This is a genomic window from Halorubrum sp. Atlit-28R (assembly GCF_003665955.1).
GTDB lineage: Archaea > Halobacteriota > Halobacteria > Halobacteriales > Haloferacaceae > Halorubrum > Halorubrum tropicale.
In genome coordinates this window covers 33696-52323 of the sequence record NZ_QPLS01000004.1, presented here as the reverse complement: position 1 = coordinate 52323, position 18628 = coordinate 33696, and the positions used below count along the sequence as shown (strand labels likewise).

Here is an 18628-nt window from a genome sequence, read left to right as displayed (position 1 = left end):
TTACCTGTCGCTCGGAGGCCCGGCCCCAAGCCGTATCCGTCCCTCGGCCGATCCCTCGACCGAGATGCGCGCGTTCTTCGCCGTCGACCTCCCGGACCCTCTCGCGCCCGCCGTCGCGGACGCGCAGGCCCGGTTCGCCGACGCGCCCAGCGTCAACCCGGTCGGCCCCGAACAGGCGCACGTGACGCTGAAGTTCCTCGGCGAAATCGGCGGCCGCGGCGACGGGGGCGACCCCCCGCTCGACGACGTGATCGCGGCCGGCGAGCGCGCCGTCGACCGCGCGGGCGTCGCCCCGTTCGAGGCCGAGGTCGCGGGGCTCGGCGTCTTTCCGAACCGCGAGTACGTCTCCGTCGCCTGGGCCGGGGTCGAGCGCGGCGGCGACGCCCTCGCCGCGCTCCACGAGGCGCTCGAAGCGGAGGCGACCGCGCTCGGGGTCGACCCGGCCGATCACGACTTCACGCCGCACGTCACGCTGGCGAGGGTGGAGAACGCGGCCGGCGCCGACGCGGTCCGGGACGCGCTCGACGCCGAGGCCCCGGAAGTCGGGACCTTCGCCGTCGACGAGGTCCGGCTGGTCGAATCGACGCTTACGCCGTCCGGCCCCGAGTACGAGGTCGTCGAGCGGTTCCCGCTCGCCTGAGGCCGCGCCCTCACGCGGCGTCGACGGCGAACCCGTTCTCGTCGGTGTGTTCGACCCGGACTCGGGTGACCCGCGTCGCGGTCGCCCCGGTGACGGCGAGCGTGACGGCGCCGACGGCGACGCGGTCGCCCTCCCGGGGCAGCCGCCCGAGCTGTCGGGTGACGAGCCCCGCGACGGTCTCGGCGCCCGCGTCCGCGGGGAGCGCGAGCCCGAGCGCCTCGTTGAGGTGCGAGACGGTCGTCCAGCCGCGGACGACGGCGGCGTCGGGGGCGACGACGGCGACGGCGTCGGTCTCCCATCGCCCGACCAGCTCGCCGACGACCTCCTCGAAGAGGTCCTCCAGCGTCGCGATCCCGACGACCGCGCCGTGCTCGTCGACGACGATCACCATCCGCGCCTCGCTGGCGCGCATCTCCGCGAACAGCTCGTCGAGGGGCTTCGTCTCGGGGACGAACGCCGGCTCGGTGAGCGCGCTCGCGAGGTCGGCGCCGCTCTCCTCGGCGCGGATCGCGTCGCGCACGTCGACGATGCCGACCACGTCGTCGCGGTTCTCGCCGTAGACGGGCATCCGGGTCACGCCCTCGCTCGCGGCCGTCGAGAGCGCGTCCGACGGGGTCGCCGTCCGCGGGAGCGAGACCACGTCGGTGCGGGGGACCATCACCGCGGCGACGGTCGTGGTCTCCAGATCGAGGACGCCACGGATCATCGCGCCCTCGTCGGGGTCGAGCGCGCCCGCGGCCTCGCCCGAGCGAACCAGCGTCGCGATCTCCTCGCGGGTGAGGTACGACTCGATGTCCGACTCGCCGCCCGTGACCCGGTTGACGACGCCCGACAGCGCCTCGAACACGTACAGCACCGGGCGGAGCACGCGCTGGATCGCGACGACGATCCGCGAGACGCGGAGCGCGTGCCTCTCGGCGTTCGCGACCGCGTACGACTTCGGCGCGATCTCGCCGAAGACGATGACGAACACCGAGGTGACGAGTGTCGACCCCGTGGCGGCCTCGCCGCCGGAGAAGCCGAACCGGACGAACACCGCGGTCGCCACCGACGCGGCCGCGATGTTGGCGACGTTGTTGCTCACCAGCGCCGTGACGAGGAACCGGTGCGAGTCGTCGCGCAGCGCCGACAGCGCCCGGGCGCCCGGGGCGTCCGTCGCGACGAGCGAGTCGATCCGGTGGGTGGGCACGGAGAACACCGCGAGCTCGGAACTGGAGAAGAAGGCGCTCACGGCGGTCAACGCGAGGATGGCGCCGACGCCGACGAACGCGATCGTGAGGTCCATACCGTCCCATGCGGACGGGTATAAAAGGGAGTACCGACGCGGGAGGTACCCACGAACGCGCATTCTCCACCCGAAACGCAGGGGTCGATGCCCACGTGCGCGGATCCGATCGGGCGGCAAAACGGCGCGATGAGGAAAGCGTTAACCCCGCGCCGCGGGTGCGTTTCGGCATGAAGGTACTCGTGACCGACCCCATCGCGGACGCGGGGTTGGACCGACTCAGAGACGCCGGCCACGAGGTCGTCACCGACTACGAGGCCGAGGGGGAGGCGCTGCTCACCGCCGTCGCCGACGCCAACGCGCTGATCGTGCGGTCCGGAACCGACGTGAGCGAGGCCGTCTTCGAGGCCGCGAGCGACCTCGTCATCGTCGGCCGCGCCGGCATCGGCGTCGACAACATCGACATCGAGGCCGCCACCGACCACGGCGTCATCGTCGCGAACGCGCCCGAGGGGAACGTCCGCGCCGCCGCCGAGCACACCGTCGCGATGACGTTCGCCGTCGCGCGCTCGATCCCGCAGGCGCACGGCCGCCTCGTCGGCGGCGAGTGGGCGAAAGGCGAGTTCCTCGGCACCGAGGTGAACAACAAGACGCTCACCATCGTCGGCCTCGGCCGCGTCGGCCAGGAGGTCGCCAAGCGCCTCGACTCGCTCGGGATGGACCTGGTCGTCTACGACCCGTACATCTCCGAGGAGCGCGCCGACCGGATGGGCGCCGAACTCGTCGAGGACCTCCACGACGCGCTCGCGGCGGGCGACTTCGCGACGATCCACACCCCGCTGCTCCCCGAGACCGAGGGGATGATCGGGGAGGCCGAGCTGGCCCAGCTGGAGGGCGGCTACCTGATCAACTGCGCGCGCGGCGGCATCGTCGACGAGGGCGCGCTCGCCGCGGCGGTCGACGACGGCGTCCTCGCGGGCGCCGCGCTCGACTCCTTCGCGGAGGAGCCGCTCCCCGAGGACTCGCCGCTGCTCGACGTCGAGGAGATCGTCTTGACGCCCCACCTCGGCGCCTCGACGGAGGCCGCCCAGGAGAACGTCGCGGTCGACACCGCGGAGGCGGTGCTGGCGGCGTTCGACGACGAGCCCGTGCTGACCGCGCTCAACGCGCCCTCGGTCGACGAGAGCGCCTTCCCGCGGATCGAGCCGTACATCGACGTCGCCGAGACCGCCGGGAAGGTCGCCGCCCAGCTGCTCGACGGCCGGATCACCGAGGTCGAGGCGACCTACGAGGGCGACATCGCCGCGGAGGACGTGGACCTCGTCACCGCGAGCGCGCTGAAGGGCGTCTTCGAGCCACTGGAGTGGCAGGTGAACGCCGTGAACGCACCGCGGCTCGCCGAGGAGCGCGGTATCGAGGTGACGGAGTCGAAGACCCGACAGACCGACGACTTCCAGAGTCTCGTCCGCGTCACCGTGCGCAACGGCGACGACGAGATCGCGGTCGAGGGGACGCTGTTCGCGGGCGAGGACGCCCGCATCGTCCGGATCGACGGGTTCCGCGTCGACGCCGTGCCGTACGGTCACATGCTCGTCGCGCGCAACACCGACGAGCCCGGCGTCATCGGGCTCATCGGCACCGTCCTCGGCGACCACGGCGTGAACATCGCCGGGATGTTCAACGGCCGGGAAACCCAGGGCGGGCAGGCGCTCACCGTCTACAACCTCGACTCGGCGGTCCCCGACGCCGCGATCAAGGAGCTGCTCGCGGACGGCCGCGTCGTGGAGATCACCGAGATCACGCTGGACGGCGCCAGCGGGCGCGCCGACGAGTAGAACCGGACTGACCGACGCGCCGGCGAGCGGAAACCGGCGCGGCCGAGCCGCTCACTCCTCCGCCGCGAGCGCCCCCGACGGCGCGACGAGGTCGTCCGGCGCCGTCATCGAGCGGTCTACCGACGCGTCTGTTGTACCGTAGGCCGGTATTTACTACGAGCCGTGCCGCCCGTGCGTCCGAGCGGCGGGGTACCGAGAGATCGGCGACCGCGAGGATCGTCGCGGGGGACTCAGTCCCGCAGGTGCTCGACGACGGCGTCGACGTCGTTCGGGACCGGTTCGGGCTCGCCGCCGGCCTCGTAGGCGGCGTCGGGGTCCTTCAGGAGGTGCCCGGTGGTGAGGCAGACGACCCGCTCGTCGTCGCCGACGACGCCCGAGCGACGGAGCTTCTTCAGGCCCGCGAGGCTCGCCGCGGAGGCCGGTTCGACGCCGACCCCCTCGGCGGCGAGGTGACGCTGGGCGGCGGTGATCTCCGGGTCGCTGACGGCGACCGCGGTGCCGCCGGTGTTGCGGATCCCCGGGATCGCCTTCGGCGCGTTGACCGGGTTGCCGATGCGGATCGCGGTCGCGCGCGTCTCGACCTCCTCCCAGCGCCGGATCTCGTCGTTCCCCTCCTCGATCGCCTCGACCATCGGGGCGGCCCCCTCTGCCTGGACGCCGGTGAGCTTGGGGACCTCGTCGACGTCGAGCGCGCCCGCCTGGACGAGCTCGCGGAACCCCTTGTACAGCGCCGAGGTGTTGCCCGCGTTGCCGACTGGGAGGACGATCCGGTCCGGGAACGCACCGTAGTCGGCGTAGAACTCCTCTAATATCTCGAAGCCGATCGTCTTCTGTCCCTCCAGACGGAACGGGTTCAACGAGTTGAGCAGGTACGCCTCGCCGCGGGCGGCCAGCGCCTGGACGATGTCGAGGCAGGCGTCGAAGTTGCCGTCCACCTCCAGGATGCGCGCGCCGTGGAGGCTCGCCTGCGCCACCTTCCCGGCCGCGACCTTCCCCGCGGGGAGGAGGACGAGCGTCTGCATGTCGCCGCGGCCGCCGTAGGCCGCGAGCGCGGCCGAGGTGTTGCCGGTGGACGCGCACGCGAGCGCGCCGACGCCCAGCTCCTTCGCGACGCGGACGCCGACCGTCATCCCGCGGTCCTTGAACGAGCCCGTGGGGTTCATCCCCTCGTGTTTGATCCGGAGCGCGTCGACGCCCACGGCCTCCTCGATGCGCGGGACGCGGTGGAGGGGGGTGTCGCCCTCGGGGAGGGTGACGCCGAGGTCGAAGGGGAGCGCCTCGCGGTAGCGCCAGACGCCGCGCTCGGGGCCGTCGGTCGGCGCGCCCGACCCGAACTGGTCGAACGACGGCGGGTCGTCGTACCGCACTTCGAGCAGGCCGTCGCACTCGTCGCAGGTGTACCGGACGTCCTCGAAGGGGGCGAACGTCTCGTCGCAGTCGATACACGCGAGCCACGTCCCGTCGGCGGCGCAGTCGGGCGCCGCCGGGGCCGGGGCGTCGATGGCGAGATCCATTACCACGGGGTCCGTCCCGCCGACGCTTAAGCCGGCCGGTCGGAACGGACGTTGCCGGCCGGAGCGAAGGTGTTCGGCCGTCCCGCTCGGAGCGACCGCCGCGGGGCTCAGTCGACGATGATCTCGGAGGTGTCGTCGCTCTCCTCGCCGCCGGAGCCGAGGCGGTCCTGGTAGCGCTGGATCCAGTCGGCGAAGCAGTCGGGGCAGAGCCGCTGGGTGTCGATGTTCGCCCGGTCGACGCTCAGCCGGACGGTGCGCGCGAGCGCGTCCGTGGTGGGGTCGCCGCAGGCGTCGCAGGGCTCGGTCGTCGGCGCGTCGCTCATATCGTACCGGTCGCGGCGGCGGCTCTTAAAAGTACGTCGACGGGAGCGGGGCCTCGCGGGGGCGACGCGCCTGCCGCGAACCTCACACCGTACGGAACGCCCGGTCGCCCGCGTCGCCGAGGCCGGGGACGATGAACCCGTCGTCGTCGAGGTGATCGTCGATGGCGACCGTCAGGAGGTCCGCCTCGGGGACGGCCTCGCTCACGCGGACGAGGCCAGCGGGCGCGGAGACCGCCGACAGCACGAACAGGTCCTCGAAGTCCTCGGCCTCGTCGAGGACGTGGTCGAGGACGGCGACCATCGTCGAGCCCGTCGCGAGCATCGGGTCCGCGACGATGACGGTGTCGTCCGGTCGGATCTCGGGGAGCTTCACGTAGTCGACGGTGATCGGGAACTCGCCGTCCTCGGTCATCCCGGCCTCCTCGTCGCGGCCGGCGGAGATGACGCCCTGCTTCGCGCGGGGGAACGCCTTCAGGAGCCCCTCGACGAACGGGGTCGCGGCGCGGAGGACGTTGATGATCACCACGTCGTCGAGGCCCTTCACGCGCTCGCCGGTGGTCTCCTCCAGCGGGGTCTCGACCGGGACGTACTCGGTCTCCATCGCGCCGTCGATGATCTCGTAGCCGCAGATGCGGCCGAGCTTCACGAGGCCCTTCCGGAACGCGACCTGCTCCGTCTCGGCGTCGCGCAGCCGCGAGAGGGTGTCCGTCGCCAGCGCGTGCGTGATGAGGTACGCGTCGTCGCGGTCTTCGATCGTCATTGGTCGGAACCGCGGCCGGAACGGTCTTAAAACGTGGCGTGTTGGCCGCTCGACCGACGACGGTCGACGCCGAGAGTCGCCGGCCGCACCGGCCGACCGCTACCGGAGCACGGCGACGTACGTCGCGGCGAAGAGGATCAGCGCCAGCGTCGCGACGTTGCGCGCCGACAGCGTCGCCGCGCCGAGGAGGTCGAGCCCCCAGACGACCATCCACGCGAACCACGTCGAGAGCACGGCGTTCATCGCGAGCAGCACCTTCGGGTCCCCCGAGGAGCGCTCGACCCCCTCGCGGATCCCGGGGCCCCGTTCGTCGTCTCCCCCGTCGACGCTCTCCTCGGCGCTCATACGCCGACTGGCGGGTGTGCGCCACTTAGCTCTTGTCCGTCCGGGACGTACGGCGGCCATGGTCGCAGCGCCCCGCCCACGCAACCGCCGCGGCGAGCCGATAGACCCGGTCCCGTTCCTCGTGACGACCGGGCTCGCGTTCACGCTCGTCTTCTCGTTCGGGCCGCTGTACGGGCTCGCCTACGGGCTGTCGCTCCCCCTCGCGCTCGCCGCCTCGGCGGTCGGGTTCGCCGCGGTCGCGCTGGTCGCGCACCGGCGGCTGGTCCGGTCGGCGCCGCCGGTCGACGCCGGCCCGCTCCCCTCCGGACAGCGGTTCGAGCGGCTGCTGTACGCCGGGGTCGGGCTGGGCGTCGCGTTCCTCGCGCTCACGCTGCCGCTTTTGTGACGGGGCGGCGGGGCCGAGCGGGGCGATTCGGGACCGCGAGTCGGCTGTGCGACTCGATCGCACGACACCGGGAAACTAAGACGATCGATGCTGACAGTTAGGGCATGGGGATCTTCGACACGGTGACCGACGCGCTCGCGGGCTCGACGCAGCGGGCGCCCGGCACCGCGGGCGACGACGGCTCCGAGGGGGCGTACTGGTGCGACGGCTGCGGCGTCCGCGTCCGCGACGTCGACGTGGACGACGAGGGGCTCGACCGCGACGCCGAGGGGACGCCGACCTGTCCCGACTGCGGCGACGCGATGCGCTTCGAGCGCGCGACCGGGAGCGGCTGCGCCTGCTGAGCGGCCGAACGGCCACGGTTTCGAACGGTTCTACGGCTCCCGGAGCGCGACCTCGTCACCCTGCTCGGCGGGGAAGGGCGCGGGGTCGACCGCGGCCGGGTCGTCGCCGACGCCCGGGTCGCCGAGCTCCGCGAGTTCGGCGTCGGTCAGCAGCGCGTCGTCGAACCGCGAGACGAGCCCGTCCGCGTCGAACTCGGTGCCGATGACGACGTACTCCGTCCGGCGGTCGCCGCGCTCGTCGTCCCAGTCGAGGTCGGGGCGGTTCGCGCGGAGCATGTCCCGCTCGACCGCCGGGACGCTCGCGATCCAGGGGCCGAGCGCGGTGACGCGGACCGAGCGCCCCGCCTGCCCGACCTGCTGGCGCTGGCCGGTGCCCGCGACCCACAGCGTCCCCTTCGAGCGGACCACGCCCGCCGGGAGGTCGCGGAGGACGGCGGCGATCCGGTCGGGGTGGAACGGGCGCCGGCGGCGGTAGGTGACGGAGGTGACGCCGTACACCTCGTCGGGGTGGCGGTGGTCGTGGCCGCCGTCGTCGCCGTGACCGTGCTCGCCGCCGTTCGAATCGGCTTCGGCCAGCGCGCGCTTCCAGCCGGGGAGGTCGCCGAGCGCGCGCTCGTCGAACAGCCCGACGTCGAGGATCCGGTCCGGGTCGACCGCGGAGAACTCCGTGACGACCGTCGCCGCGTCGGGCTGGAGCGCCCCGACGAGCTCGACCGCCTCGTCGATCTCCGCCCCGGTACAGAGGTCCGCCTTGTTACACACCACGAGGTTCGACACCTCGACCTGCTCGACGAGGAGGTCGGAGAGGGGCCGGTCGGCGTCCCCGCCGCCCGCGTCCGGGTCGACGCGGCGCTCGGGCGCCTCGTCGCCGGCGAACGCGTCGAGGAACTGGCGGGTGTCGATCACCGTCACGAGCGCGTCGACGCGGTACCGGGCCGCCGCGCGGGACTCGGTCGTGAACAGCCGCGCGACGGGCGCGGGTTCCGAGATGCCCGACGACTCGACGACGAGGGCGTCGAAGGAGCGCTCGTTGGCGAGCCGCACCACGGCGCTCTCGAGGTCGTCCTGGAGCTCGCAGCAGATACAGCCGTTCGACAGCTCCGTGACGCCCTCGACGCCGACCTCGGACTCCTCGGCGATCAGGTCCGCGTCGACGTTCACGTCGCCCATGTCGTTGACGAGGACCGCGACGTCGCGCTCGCCGACGTTCCGGAGCAGGTGGTTCAGCAGCGTCGTCTTGCCCGCGCCGAGCCCCCCCGAGAGCACGGTCACCGGGATGCGGTCGTCCATACGGCCGGATCGGCCACGACGCTCTTCAAGCCCCCGGCGGCATCCGCCGGATCGGGGGCGGACCGAGCGCGTTCCGAGCCGATACGTTGATAGGCGGTGGTCGTCGAACTCGGGACATGGTTCTGTCCGCCGCTACCGTCTCGCTGGTCAGCATCACGGTGACGGTGCTGATGGTCGCCGCGATGCTGTACCTCGTCTGGGGAGCGCTCGACAGCGACATCCACAGCCCGAGCCCCGGCGACGACGACCGACCGGGACTGGACGACGCCGAGGACGGCGAGTCCGACGAGTCGGCGAGCGAACTCCCGGACGGCAACGCCGCTTGAGGACCGACGTAACGGGCGACCCCCGCCCCGGATCCGAGCCTCGCCGCCCCGACCGCGACAGCTTTTAGCACGCGAGGGGAGTCATGACAGACGATGACAGTAGCCGATCGGATCGAACGGTTCCGCGCGGTCCTCGAGGAGTGGGCCCGAGGCCTGTATCACGGGATGATCACGCACCCAGCCTACGAGAAGATCGAGAAGGAGGCCGAGGACACCGAAGACGAGTTCATGCTGGCGTGTTTCCCCGACGCCTTCGGGATCCCGTCGCCGGTGTCGTACTACACCGCCGAGCTGCTCCCGTACCTCGAAGACGAGTTCGAGGCGTGGGAGCGGCGGCTGTGGGACCGCGACAGCCTCATCGAGCGCAAGGGCCAGCAGTACCACTTCTGATGACGGCCCGGCGCTCACTCCCCGACTGATGGAGCAGTTCGTCTTCTTCGGCGGCAAGGGCGGGGTCGGGAAGACGACCGTCTCGTGCGCGTACGCCCACCGCTGCGCCCGCGAGGGCCTCCGGACGCTCGTCGTCTCCACCGACCCGGCCCACTCGGTGTCGGACGTGTTCGACCAGCGGTTCGGCGACGAGCCGGAGTCGGTCACCGGGGTCGAGGGGCTCGACGCGATGGAGATCGACCCCGAAGACGAGATGCAACGGCACTTAGACGAGATCCGCGAGTCGCTTTCGGAGCAGGTGTCGGCGGCGATGGTCTCGGAGATCAACCGCCAGCTGGAGATGTCTCACGGCACGCCGGGCGCGTACGAGTCGGCGCTGTTCGACGCGTTCGTCGACGTGATGCGCACGGAGAGCGAGCCGTACGACCGGGTCGTCTTCGACACCGCCCCCACGGGCTCGACGCTGCGGCTGCTCGGGCTCCCCGACTTCCTCGGGGACTGGATCGACCGGCTGCTGTACAAGCGCAAGCAGTCGATCGACCTGTTCGAGAAGGCCGCGGTCGGCGACATGGAGCCGCGGCGCCTGCTGGAGGGCGACCCCGTGATCGAGCGGCTCCAGCAGCGCAAGGAGTTCTTCGAGTACGCCGGCGAGACGATGCGAAACGAGGCCGCCTTCTTCCTCGTGTTCAACCCCGACCAGCTGTCGGTCAACGAGACGGCGCGGGCGATCGAGGGGTTCACCGACCGCGACCTGCGCGTCCGCGGCCTGGTGGCGAACAAGCTCACGCCGTCGCCGGACGACGACGAGACCGGGCGCGGCGCGCGCTACCTCCGCGAGAAGGTCGAGACCGAACGGGACCGCCTCGCGCAGGTGCGCGAGGGGTTCGACCCGCCGCTCGTCGCCGAGATCGAGTCGCGCACGACGGAGGTCCGCGGCGACGTGCTCGCCGACGTGGCCGCGTCGCTGGACGTCGAGCCGTGACGCGCGGCGCGCCGGCCGAGTTCCGCCGGACCGCACCGCCGCCCCGGATCGCGCGCGAGGTCGATCGGGGCGACGACGGATCGGATTTTATCTATTAACTGGAGAAATAAATCGAATCCCCGCGGCGACGAAAGTGCGACTGGCAGATATTGTCGTTAACCATCATGAACGAAAGTAACGTTTAAGTTCGGCATAGTGAACCGGTACCACGAGGCAGGGAACTCATGACAAGTGTAATTTGGATCGTCGTCGCCGTGCTCAGTACGTTCACCGTGGGATACATGGGCTACTCGCGGTACCTCTCTCGGTTCGTCGAACTCGACGACGACCGGGAGACGCCGGCACACAAGTACGAGGACGGCCAGGAGTACGTACCGGCGAAGAAGCCGGTGCTACTGGGGCATCACTTCTCAAGCATCGCGGGCGGCGCGCCGATCGTCGGCCCGATCACCGCCGGGGCCATCTGGGGGTGGGTCCCGGCGCTTCTGTGGGTCGCCATCGGCAACCCGCTGATGGGCGCGGTCCACGACTTCATCTCGCTGTCGGGGTCGATGCGACACGAGGGGAAGTCGATCGGGTACATCATCGGGGAGTACGTCGGGGAGCGCGGCAAGAACATGCTGCTGTGGTTCGCGTTCCTCACCATCATCCTCGTGGTGGCGGTGTTCGCCTTGGTCGTCGGAATCGTGTTGAACGCGTTCCCGTCGGCCGCGACCGCGAGCCTCGTGTACATCGGGCTCGCGTTCGCGTTCGGGGTCTACCTCTACCAGCTCGACGGCCCGTTCCTGCCGGGGACGGTCGTGTTCGTCGCCGGCGTGTTCGCGGGCGTCTGGCTCGGTATCCAGTACCCGCTCGCGCTGTTCCCGGCGGTCGAGACCGGCGCCTACCCCGCGGGGACCATCGTGCTCTTCGAGTTCCTCGGGAACGGCGCCTGGCTGCCGGGCGCCGTGATGAGCGCCGACGCCATCCTCCAGCCGAACGTCGCCGCGTGGGTGCCGGTCATCCTCATCTACGCGTCGCTCGCGAGCGCGCTCCCCGTGTGGGTGCTGCTCCAGCCGCGCGACTACCTGTCGTCGTTCCTGCTGTACTCGGGCGTCGGCGGGGCGCTCCTGGCGATCATCGTCGGCACGCTGCTCGGCACCTCCGCGCAGCCGCTGACGATCGACCCCTCGATCGGGGCGTACATGGGCTTCTTCGGCAGCGAACTCGCGATCGACACCAGAGGGATCACGCCGCTGTTCCCCCTGCTGTTCGTGACCATCGCCTGCGGGACGATCAGCGGCTTCCACTCGCTGGTGTCGTCGGGGACGACGGCCAAGCAGCTGAACAAGGAGAGCGACGCGCGCCTCATCGGCTACGGCGGCATGCTCGGTGAGGGGCTGCTCGCGTCCGTCGCGATCTCGACGCTCGCGGTGGCGGGCGCGACCTCGGCGGCCGCCGGCGGCGGCATCGGCGGCGCGCTGCCGAACTTCGCGACCGGCGGCGGGATCATCCTCACCAGCCTCGGGATCCCGCAGAGCTTCGGCGCGCCGTTCATGGCGCTCGTGCTGGTGAGCTTCCTCCTCACCTCGACCGACACCGCGGCGCGGCTCGGTCGGTACATGATGGAGGAGATCGTCGGAACCCGGGGGAGCGGGACGACCACGGGCTTCTCGACCGACCTCGGAAGCTTCGCGAAGGGGCGGTACACCAACCCCGTCGTCCAGTCGCTCGTCGCGTACCTGCTCGTCATCTCCGGCGAGTGGGTGACGCTGTGGGCCCTGTTCGGCGGCGCGAACCAGCTGCTCGCCGCGCTGGCGCTGCTCGCGGCGACCGTCTGGCTCGCCAACTGGGACGAGTCCAAGCAGCTCGCCTCCACCGGCGTCCCGATGACGATCATGGTGACGATCACCGTCCTCGGGCTGTCGTGGGTGGCGCTGTGGGACAACCTCTATCAGAAGCTCATCCTCGGGAACGTCACCGCGCTCAGCGGACAGATATCGGCGGTGGTCCAGATGGGCTTGGCGTTCGTGCTCATCTATCTCGCGCTGTCGCTCGTGCGCATCGGCTACGGCAACATCACGAGCGTGCGGGGCGGGAGCGGGGCGGCCGCCGAACCGAGCGACGACTGACCGGCGCTCCGGTCGCGCTCGTCGCGGAACGGATTTTTTCGCCGACTCGACGGCCCGGACGGGGAGCGACGGCGCCGCCCGGTCGGCGGCTCAGCTCCAGAAGCGCTTCGCGAACCGCGAGAGGAACCCCTCGTCCTGCGAGTCGACCCGCTCCCACAGGCGGAACGCGGCCGCGGTGTCGGCGTTCTCGCTGGCGACGAGCGACTCTCGGTCGGGCGCGACGACAACGAAGTTCACCTCGTAGTGGCCGTAGTACCCGAACGTCAGGAGGGTGCGGTCGCGGAACCCGTCGACGAACTCGGCGACGTCGTCGGGGATCCGGTCGACGACGAGGACGACGGTGACGTCGGTGCCGTAGTGCTCCTCGTGGGCGTCCACCCGCTCGTCGGCGACGCCGTGGGCGAACTCGACGAGCCGCTCGGCCTCGTCGACGCTCGGCGTCGCCACCCGGCGGGCGAAGACGAACTCTCGCATGTCGTGGTCCGCGTAGCTCAGCGCGGGGTGGAGGAACTGCTTCTGGTTGCGCACCCGCATCTCCGCGGTCATGTCGAACCGCTCGCCGTCGACGACGACGTCGCGGTCGAGGTCGTAGCTGTACATCAGCCGGTCGGAGACGCGGTCGAGGTACTCGTCGTCGTAGTCGGGGACCGCCTCGCGGATCTCCGCCGGCAGCTCCTCGGGGTCGCGACGGGGGGCCTCGCCCGGCGCCGCGTTCTCACTCATCGTCGTCGGGGTCGTAGGCGACGGCGTCGCCCGAGGCCGGCGGGGCGCCGATCGCCAGCACCGTCACCGGGTCGTCGGCGTCGGCCGGGTTGTACGCGCGCTGCGGGCTCTCGGGGTCGACGACGAACAGGTCGTCGGCCGGGACCTCGTAGGTCTTGTCGGGCGTCTCGACCGCGAGCGTCCCGTCAAGGACGTAGAACGCCTCCTGTTGGGTCTCGTGGTAGTGGTACGCGAGCGGCAGCTGCTCGCCGGGCGCCGCCCGGAACCGGTTGACGGCCGCCGCGTCGAGCCCTCCGGGGTCGGACAGTTTTCGACACTCGCAGGGGCGGTCCGGCTCCGGTTCGACGGCGTCGACGTCCACGACGCGATATCCCATGCGAACGCATTCCACGGAGGGGGTCAAAAGGGCGTCGGCGGCGGTAGCGCGCGGCGGTTCGGGCGGCGGCGGTAGCGCGCGGCGGGCGCGAACCCGCCTCGCTCGGGGTGAGCCGCGGATTTAAGACCCGCGACACCGTATCAGACGGTGAACGACCATGACAGACGAGGCCGACCGGACGGACGCCGACGAGTCGGTCGAGGCGGAGGCGTGCGGGCGCTGCTCGATGTCGACGGTCGTCGGGGCGGTCGCGAAGGACCAGTCGCCGGAGGAGCGGGCCGAGCGCGATCCCTTCCGGGGCGACCGGATCGAGGTCGACGAGTCGGCGGTCCGGCGCGTCTCGCCCGCGGGGTACCTCGGCGACCTCAAGGAGCGGCTGGACGCGTTCGCGCGCCGGGTCGCGTACGGCAAGTAGCGTCGGCCGCGGCTCGGCCGTCGACCCGCGGGCGGCAGATCACGTCAGTTCGGGGAGACTTATACGCGTCCGTTCCGTAACGGTGGCAACCGATGGAAGAGAGCATCTCCGGCTTCAAAGTGCGCGGCGACTGGGGCGACGTCGTCGAACACGGCGAGCGGATCGCCCTCGCGCTCCGAGAGGTCGGCGTCGACGGCGACGCCTACTACGAGTTCGACGAGTGGCGTCCCAAGACCCACGAGCGGATCGACGAGGACGTCTCGGAGAAGACCGCGGCGCAGGCGTCAGTCGACGAGGGGGAAGGCGAGCGCGCGGGGCAGTCGCCGGGCGACGACCTCCAGACGGCCGGCGAGAAGCTCACGGAGTCCTACGAGAAGGTCGAGGAGAACGACACGGAGAGCGCCCGCGAGAGCTGGGGCGAGTCGATCGAACACGTCGCCCGCGCGGCCGACTCCGCCAGTCGGAAGGCGATCCGGAAGGTCGAGGACGCCGTTTACCGCAACGTGATGACCCAGATGGCGCCGTACTACTTCGACAACGAGCTCGTCAGCGCCAACATCCAGGAGGTCGCCCGCGCCGAGGACGGCGAGACGTTCGTCTTCGAGGTGAACGTGAACGACGACGAGCTGAAAGACGAGGTGTCCGCGGTCCTCGACGAGTACGAGGCCGATATCGACCGCTGGCACGTCGAGGCGGAGAAGCGGACGGAGGACGTCGCGGCCGCCGAGGGCGTCGAGCCGCCCGCCGAGGAGGGCGGCCCGGACTCGACGACGACGTGATCGGTCGCTTTTAACTCGCTGACCGCCGAATCGCATCCATGAGCGAGGTACTCCGAGTCGAGGCGGGCGAGCTGTCCGCCGACGAACTCATCGACGCGCTCAACGACGGCCGGCGGATCCTCGTCGACGTGGAAGTCGCCGGCGCCAACCACGAGGTCGCGCTGCGGTACGACGGGGAGACGTACCACTGCGACACGCCGACGAACCTCCACCGGCACGCGGACGAGTCCGGGATGCGGGGCTGTCTCGACCAGATGGGCTACGCGGCCGAGGAGTGACCGCGCCGCGCGGGGATGACGGAGGTTTAACACCGCCGCGCGCGGAACGAGTGACATGAGCGACCCCGAGATAGAGGACCTCGTCGGCGACGCCTCCCCGTCGTTCGAACACGTCCTTTCCTGCGTCTTCGGCGTGCGCGACCACGAGAGCCGCGCGTACCTCGCGCTGTTGGAGTACCCGGGCAGCACCGTCTCGGAGCTCGCCGACGCGCTCGACCGCGACCGGTCGAACGTGAACCGGTCGCTGTCGACCCTGCGGGAGAAGGGGCTCGTCGAGCGCCGCCGCCGGCTGCTCGACTCCGGCGGCTACGTGTACCAGTACACCGCGATCCCGGTCCCGGAAGCCAAGCGCCGCCTCCACGACGCGCTCGACGAGTGGGTCGCGGACGTCCACGACGCCATCGACGGGTTCGACCCCGACGAGCGCTGAGCGGGCGCTGCGGGCGCGTTCCGGTTACGACTCGTCGCCGTTCCCCTCGCCGTCCCCGTCCGCGCCCGCCGTCAGCCCGTCGTCCTCGGGGCGGTCGAGCGCGCGCTCGGCGTCGTGGTGCTCGGAGTAGCCGTCGAACCACCGCGCGATCCGCTCGATGCGGTCGATGACGTGCGCCGGCTCGCCCGACCGGGAGAGCTCGTGGCCCTCGCGGGGGTACCTGACGAACCGCGTGTCGACGCCGTTCTTGCGGAGGATCCGGTGGTACAGCTCCGCCGTACAGATCGGCGTCCGCGTGTCGTCCTCGGAGTGGATGAGCAGCGTGGGCGTGTCGACCGCGTCGGCGTGGCCGGTCGGCGACTGCTCCCAGAGCCACTGCGGCTCCTCGGAGGGCACCGCGTCGAAGTCGCCCTCGACGAGCTTGTAGGCGGCGTCGGTCGAGCCGTAGAAGCCGGTGAGGTCGTAGACGCCGCGCTGGGCGACGGCCGCGCGGAAGTAGTCGGTCTGCCCGACCGCCCACGAGGCCATGAACCCGCCGAAGGAGCCGCCGGTGACGAAGGCGTTGTCGGCGTCAATCTCGGGGCGGTCGGCGACCGTCTCGACGCCCGCCATCACGTCGTCGAGGGTGACCGCGCCCCAGTCGCGCTCGATCGCCTGCATGAACGCCTCGCCGTAGCCGGTCGAGCCGCGGGGGTTCGACCAGAAGACGGCGTAGCCCCGGGCGGCGAGCGTCTGGAACTCGTGCCACATCGTCCCCGCGGTCGACCACATCGCGTGCGGCCCCCCGTGAATCTCCACCGCGAGCGGGTACGGCTCGTCGGCGTCGGCGGCCGCGTCCCCGTCGGCCGCCGGCGGCGTCAGCAGCCACCCCTGGATCTCGACGCCGTCGGACTCGAAGCGGACCTCCTCCGGCTCGCCGACCGCGCGCTCGGCGAGGTAGTCGGCGTTCAGGTCCGTCAGCCGCGTCGTCTCGTCCGCGGCGGCGTCGTACGCGAACGCGTCGCCGGGGTGGTCCCACTCGCTGGCGGCGTAGGCGACGGTCACCGACTCGGGGTCGGCGCCCGCGTCGCCGCCGACCGTCGCGCCCGACACGGTCCCGGGCCGGAGCAGGCGCTCGGGCTCGGCGCTCCCGTCGGCGGGGACGTGCCACAGCGCGGTCTTCCCCTCGTCGGGCGTGGCGAAGTACAGCGTCTCGTCGTCCGGGCCCCACTGCGGCGCCGTGTCGCGGGCGAGCCCGCGGTCGATACCGCCGGTGAGGTCGGTGACGGCGCCCGACTCGGCGTCGAGGACGCGGAGGTCGGTCGGCTGCATCGACACCTGCTTCGGCTCCGCGTGCGTGAAGGCGACGCGGCCGTCGGCGGTCGCCGCGAGCGCGGCGCCCCAGCCGGTCGTCGTGTGGACTGCCTCGGACTCGCCGCTCGCGAGGTCGTGGGCGCGGATCGCGATCTCGACGGAGTCGTCGGGGTCGTCGCCGACCGCCTCGGTGTAGTACAGGGTGTCGGCGTCGCCCCACGACGGGGCGGCGAAGTCGGCGTCGCGGTCGGTGACGCGCTCGACGGCGCCCGACTCGGCCGGATCCGGGTCGGTGACGCCGCCCACCGAGGCGTCGGCGTCGACGACGTAGACGCCGGGGCGCCGGCCGTCGAAGTAGCGCTCCGCGGCCCGGTAGACGGTCCGGTCGATGACGCGCGGGTCGGGGTGCTCCTCGGGCTCGTAGCCGTCCGGCACCGCGAGGTCGCGGTCGGCCTCGCGGTCGTCGGCGGTCACGGACTGGACGAACGCGATCCGCTCGCCGTCGGGCGACCACGCGATCTGCGAGACGCCGCCGACGGCGTCGGTGACGCGGCGGGCCTCGCCCCCGTCGAGCGGGAGGACCCACAGCTGCTGGCGGTCGTCGTCGGCTCCGCGGGTGGAGGTGAACGCGAGGCGGTCGCCGGAGGGGCTCCAGCGCGGCTCGGCGTCCGAACCCTCCGAGAGGGTGAGGCGGCGCGGCTCGCCCTCGCCCGCGGCGTCGACGAGGTACACCGTGGTCTCGTAGCTGTCGTCGCCGTTCGGCTGTCGGCGCACGAAGGCGACGCGGTCGCCGTCCGGCGAGACGCGGGGGTCGGACGGGACCGCGAGATCGTGGTAGTCGGCGGCGGTGATCGGCTCCATGCCCGTCACTCGGACGGGGGAGCCAAAAGGCGTCGGGAGGCGGAAAGGCGGTCGGCGGTCGATATTCTCGGGCGGGGGCGATCAGTCGCCGCCGTTGTCGAACGCGAGCGAGACGCCGTCGCCGTCGACGGTCGCGCCCGCGGCGCAGACGGGGTGTTCGAGGTCGGCGCCGAGCAGTTCGGTCGCGACCGACCCGGCGTCGGTCGCCGTCAGGTCGTACGGCTCGGGGGCGTCCGTCTCGTAGGTCGCGACGACGGTCGGCTCCTCGACCGACTCGACGAGCAGCGCGTCGCGGCGGACTGTGCCGATCGTCGCCGCGTCGGCGCCGACGACGCCGGCGACGCGGGGCGTGTCGTAGTCGTCCTTCTCGTAGTCGAGCGCGAGCAGCGCCGACGCGAGCGCGTCGCGGGTGGGGTAGCCGCGCGCCAGCTTCTCCGCGATCGGGTCGACGTGCGAGCCGTTGCCGAGGACCGCGAGCGGCTCCCCGGTCGGGGTCTCGACCGCCCGCGCGCAGTTGTACGAGACGTACGGGTTGTCGGTCTCGGGCGCGTCCGCCGTCGGCCCGACGGTGAGCGTCCCGCCGCGGTCGCGGACGCGACGGTTCGGGAACGAGCGCGAGGAGACGCGGTAGCCGCCGATGCCGGGCGCGACGACGACGAATCGTCCGACGTACATACAGGGTCGTGCGGATTCGGTCCTGTAAAGCGCGTCGATATGCCCACGAACGCGATCCGGCGAGAGGTTGTCGGACCCGGCGCGGCCACCCCTCCCTCCCGACCGCGCCCCGCCGGGAAGCCGTCCCGTCAACCGATCGCACGGCGGCCGCAACGCGCAACGCTTACAAAGACGTACTGGCTATCGGTTAGTACGGAGTCCATTGGGGTAGTGGCCAATCCTGTTGCCTTCTGGGGGCAACGACCCTGGTTCGAATCCAGGATGGACTACTTCTCTCGCGTCTCGCTTCGCCTAGAACCGAGCGGCGCCGCCGTCCCGCGGTCTCCAG

22 protein-coding genes are annotated in these 18628 nt (G+C 71.6%); 12 read left to right on the top strand and 10 right to left on the bottom strand.

What is annotated here, in order from left to right:
- Positions 1-64: 64 nt before the first annotated feature.
- Complete coding sequence (thpR, locus tag DVK06_RS07695; protein WP_121599876.1) at positions 65-640, top strand: RNA 2',3'-cyclic phosphodiesterase; 576 nt, start codon at positions 65-67, stop codon at positions 638-640.
- A 10-nt stretch (positions 641-650) separates the two neighbouring features.
- Here thpR and DVK06_RS07690 read toward each other — a convergent pair whose 3' ends face one another.
- Entirely contained in the window at positions 651-1925 is a 1275-nt protein-coding gene (locus tag DVK06_RS07690; RefSeq protein WP_121599875.1) for a hemolysin family protein, read from the bottom strand.
- A gap of 170 nt (positions 1926-2095) precedes the next feature.
- Between DVK06_RS07690 and serA the strand changes: the two genes are divergently transcribed.
- Positions 2096-3700, top strand: coding sequence for a phosphoglycerate dehydrogenase (gene serA, locus DVK06_RS07685; RefSeq protein WP_121599874.1), 1605 nt, complete (start codon positions 2096-2098; stop codon positions 3698-3700).
- 230 nt (positions 3701-3930) lie between these two features.
- Here the strand turns inward: serA and thrC are convergent, their stop codons facing one another.
- The 4 genes from thrC to DVK06_RS07665 form a co-directional block, all read right to left on the bottom strand.
- Positions 3931-5214 (bottom strand): threonine synthase, encoded by a 1284-nt coding sequence (gene thrC / locus DVK06_RS07680; protein WP_053770291.1) that lies wholly within the window; start codon positions 5212-5214, stop codon positions 3931-3933.
- 107 nt (positions 5215-5321) lie between these two features.
- Positions 5322-5537, bottom strand: coding sequence for a hypothetical protein (locus DVK06_RS07675; protein WP_053770290.1), 216 nt, complete (start codon positions 5535-5537; stop codon positions 5322-5324).
- A gap of 82 nt (positions 5538-5619) precedes the next feature.
- Positions 5620-6297 (bottom strand): uracil phosphoribosyltransferase, encoded by a 678-nt coding sequence (upp, locus tag DVK06_RS07670; protein ID WP_053770289.1) that lies wholly within the window; start codon positions 6295-6297, stop codon positions 5620-5622.
- A 99-nt stretch (positions 6298-6396) separates the two neighbouring features.
- Complete coding sequence (locus tag DVK06_RS07665; RefSeq protein ID WP_053770288.1) at positions 6397-6642, bottom strand: hypothetical protein; 246 nt, start codon at positions 6640-6642, stop codon at positions 6397-6399.
- A 58-nt stretch (positions 6643-6700) separates the two neighbouring features.
- Here DVK06_RS07665 and DVK06_RS07660 point away from each other — a divergent pair, with 58 nt between their 5' ends.
- Together DVK06_RS07660 and DVK06_RS07655 are read left to right on the top strand one after the other, a co-directional pair.
- Complete coding sequence (locus DVK06_RS07660; RefSeq protein WP_053770287.1) at positions 6701-7027, top strand: hypothetical protein; 327 nt, start codon at positions 6701-6703, stop codon at positions 7025-7027.
- A 104-nt stretch (positions 7028-7131) separates the two neighbouring features.
- A complete protein-coding gene (locus DVK06_RS07655) occupies positions 7132-7371 on the top strand; it encodes a hypothetical protein (RefSeq protein ID WP_053770286.1) in 240 nt (79 codons plus the stop codon).
- Positions 7372-7401: 30 nt separating this feature from the next.
- On the opposite strand, the gene DVK06_RS07650 is transcribed toward DVK06_RS07655, so the two are convergent.
- The gene (locus DVK06_RS07650) at positions 7402-8661 is read right to left on the bottom strand and encodes a GTP-binding protein (protein WP_121599873.1); all 1260 of its coding nucleotides are present in this window, start codon (positions 8659-8661) and stop codon (positions 7402-7404) included.
- A 116-nt stretch (positions 8662-8777) separates the two neighbouring features.
- Here DVK06_RS07650 and DVK06_RS07645 point away from each other — a divergent pair, with 116 nt between their 5' ends.
- The 4 genes from DVK06_RS07645 (at position 8778) to DVK06_RS07630 (ending at position 12470) form a co-directional block, all read left to right on the top strand.
- A complete protein-coding gene (locus DVK06_RS07645) occupies positions 8778-8987 on the top strand; it encodes a hypothetical protein (RefSeq protein ID WP_121599872.1) in 210 nt (69 codons plus the stop codon).
- Positions 8988-9080: 93 nt separating this feature from the next.
- Entirely contained in the window at positions 9081-9377 is a 297-nt protein-coding gene (locus DVK06_RS07640) for a hypothetical protein (RefSeq protein ID WP_053770283.1), read from the top strand.
- Between the two features lie 28 nt (positions 9378-9405).
- Positions 9406-10359 (top strand): TRC40/GET3/ArsA family transport-energizing ATPase, encoded by a 954-nt coding sequence (locus DVK06_RS07635; RefSeq protein WP_053770282.1) that lies wholly within the window; start codon positions 9406-9408, stop codon positions 10357-10359.
- Between the two features lie 224 nt (positions 10360-10583).
- Positions 10584-12470: a carbon starvation protein A gene (locus tag DVK06_RS07630; RefSeq protein WP_053770281.1), complete on the top strand. Its 1887-nt coding sequence runs from the start codon at positions 10584-10586 to the stop codon at positions 12468-12470.
- A 90-nt stretch (positions 12471-12560) separates the two neighbouring features.
- Here DVK06_RS07630 and DVK06_RS07625 read toward each other — a convergent pair whose 3' ends face one another.
- Both DVK06_RS07625 and DVK06_RS07620 read right to left on the bottom strand, forming a co-directional pair.
- Complete coding sequence (locus DVK06_RS07625; RefSeq protein ID WP_121599871.1) at positions 12561-13193, bottom strand: hypothetical protein; 633 nt, start codon at positions 13191-13193, stop codon at positions 12561-12563.
- Positions 13186-13569, bottom strand: a complete 384-nt coding sequence (locus DVK06_RS07620) for a cupin domain-containing protein (protein WP_121599870.1) — start codon at positions 13567-13569, stop codon at positions 13186-13188. The genes DVK06_RS07625 and DVK06_RS07620 overlap by 8 nt, the downstream gene beginning before the upstream one ends.
- A gap of 157 nt (positions 13570-13726) precedes the next feature.
- Here DVK06_RS07620 and DVK06_RS07615 point away from each other — a divergent pair, with 157 nt between their 5' ends.
- From DVK06_RS07615 to DVK06_RS07600, 4 genes are all read left to right on the top strand, one after another.
- Complete coding sequence (locus tag DVK06_RS07615; protein WP_121599869.1) at positions 13727-13984, top strand: hypothetical protein; 258 nt, start codon at positions 13727-13729, stop codon at positions 13982-13984.
- 92 nt (positions 13985-14076) lie between these two features.
- Positions 14077-14763 (top strand): DUF5828 family protein, encoded by a 687-nt coding sequence (locus tag DVK06_RS07610; protein ID WP_121599868.1) that lies wholly within the window; start codon positions 14077-14079, stop codon positions 14761-14763.
- 38 nt (positions 14764-14801) lie between these two features.
- Positions 14802-15041: a hypothetical protein gene (locus DVK06_RS07605; RefSeq protein WP_053770276.1), complete on the top strand. Its 240-nt coding sequence runs from the start codon at positions 14802-14804 to the stop codon at positions 15039-15041.
- A gap of 55 nt (positions 15042-15096) precedes the next feature.
- The gene (locus DVK06_RS07600) at positions 15097-15471 is read left to right on the top strand and encodes a helix-turn-helix domain-containing protein (RefSeq protein ID WP_053770275.1); all 375 of its coding nucleotides are present in this window, start codon (positions 15097-15099) and stop codon (positions 15469-15471) included.
- Positions 15472-15495: 24 nt separating this feature from the next.
- On the opposite strand, the gene DVK06_RS07595 is transcribed toward DVK06_RS07600, so the two are convergent.
- Positions 15496-17625, bottom strand: coding sequence for a S9 family peptidase (locus DVK06_RS07595; RefSeq protein ID WP_121599867.1), 2130 nt, complete (start codon positions 17623-17625; stop codon positions 15496-15498).
- An 81-nt stretch (positions 17626-17706) separates the two neighbouring features.
- Positions 17707-18300: an IMP cyclohydrolase gene (locus DVK06_RS07590; protein WP_121599866.1), complete on the bottom strand. Its 594-nt coding sequence runs from the start codon at positions 18298-18300 to the stop codon at positions 17707-17709.
- Positions 18301-18628 lie beyond the last annotated feature (328 nt).

Excerpts from the sequence above, each read along its gene's own strand:
- DVK06_RS07650 (WP_121599873.1), bottom strand. The coding sequence starts at position 8,661 with ATGGACGACCGCATCCCGGTGACCGTGCTCTCGGGGGGGCTCGGCGCG.
- DVK06_RS07620 (WP_121599870.1), bottom strand. The coding sequence starts at position 13,569 with ATGGGATATCGCGTCGTGGACGTCGACGCCGTCGAACCGGAGCCGGAC.
- DVK06_RS07610 (WP_121599868.1), top strand. The coding sequence starts at position 14,077 with ATGGAAGAGAGCATCTCCGGCTTCAAAGTGCGCGGCGACTGGGGCGAC.
- thrC (WP_053770291.1), bottom strand. The coding sequence starts at position 5,214 with ATGGATCTCGCCATCGACGCCCCGGCCCCGGCGGCGCCCGACTGCGCC.
- upp (WP_053770289.1), bottom strand. The coding sequence starts at position 6,297 with ATGACGATCGAAGACCGCGACGACGCGTACCTCATCACGCACGCGCTG.
- DVK06_RS07660 (WP_053770287.1), top strand. The coding sequence starts at position 6,701 with ATGGTCGCAGCGCCCCGCCCACGCAACCGCCGCGGCGAGCCGATAGAC.
- serA (WP_121599874.1), top strand. The coding sequence starts at position 2,096 with ATGAAGGTACTCGTGACCGACCCCATCGCGGACGCGGGGTTGGACCGA.
- DVK06_RS07645 (WP_121599872.1), top strand. The coding sequence starts at position 8,778 with ATGGTTCTGTCCGCCGCTACCGTCTCGCTGGTCAGCATCACGGTGACG.
- DVK06_RS07640 (WP_053770283.1), top strand. The coding sequence starts at position 9,081 with ATGACAGTAGCCGATCGGATCGAACGGTTCCGCGCGGTCCTCGAGGAG.
- DVK06_RS07595 (WP_121599867.1), bottom strand. The coding sequence starts at position 17,625 with ATGGAGCCGATCACCGCCGCCGACTACCACGATCTCGCGGTCCCGTCC.
- DVK06_RS07615 (WP_121599869.1), top strand. The coding sequence starts at position 13,727 with ATGACAGACGAGGCCGACCGGACGGACGCCGACGAGTCGGTCGAGGCG.
- DVK06_RS07625 (WP_121599871.1), bottom strand. The coding sequence starts at position 13,193 with ATGAGTGAGAACGCGGCGCCGGGCGAGGCCCCCCGTCGCGACCCCGAG.
- DVK06_RS07600 (WP_053770275.1), top strand. The coding sequence starts at position 15,097 with ATGAGCGACCCCGAGATAGAGGACCTCGTCGGCGACGCCTCCCCGTCG.
- DVK06_RS07635 (WP_053770282.1), top strand. The coding sequence starts at position 9,406 with ATGGAGCAGTTCGTCTTCTTCGGCGGCAAGGGCGGGGTCGGGAAGACG.
- thpR (WP_121599876.1), top strand. The coding sequence starts at position 65 with ATGCGCGCGTTCTTCGCCGTCGACCTCCCGGACCCTCTCGCGCCCGCC.
- DVK06_RS07675 (WP_053770290.1), bottom strand. The coding sequence starts at position 5,537 with ATGAGCGACGCGCCGACGACCGAGCCCTGCGACGCCTGCGGCGACCCC.
- DVK06_RS07590 (WP_121599866.1), bottom strand. The coding sequence starts at position 18,300 with ATGTACGTCGGACGATTCGTCGTCGTCGCGCCCGGCATCGGCGGCTAC.
- DVK06_RS07690 (WP_121599875.1), bottom strand. The coding sequence starts at position 1,925 with ATGGACCTCACGATCGCGTTCGTCGGCGTCGGCGCCATCCTCGCGTTG.
- DVK06_RS07655 (WP_053770286.1), top strand. The coding sequence starts at position 7,132 with ATGGGGATCTTCGACACGGTGACCGACGCGCTCGCGGGCTCGACGCAG.
- DVK06_RS07630 (WP_053770281.1), top strand. The coding sequence starts at position 10,584 with ATGACAAGTGTAATTTGGATCGTCGTCGCCGTGCTCAGTACGTTCACC.
- DVK06_RS07605 (WP_053770276.1), top strand. The coding sequence starts at position 14,802 with ATGAGCGAGGTACTCCGAGTCGAGGCGGGCGAGCTGTCCGCCGACGAA.
- DVK06_RS07665 (WP_053770288.1), bottom strand. The coding sequence starts at position 6,642 with ATGAGCGCCGAGGAGAGCGTCGACGGGGGAGACGACGAACGGGGCCCC.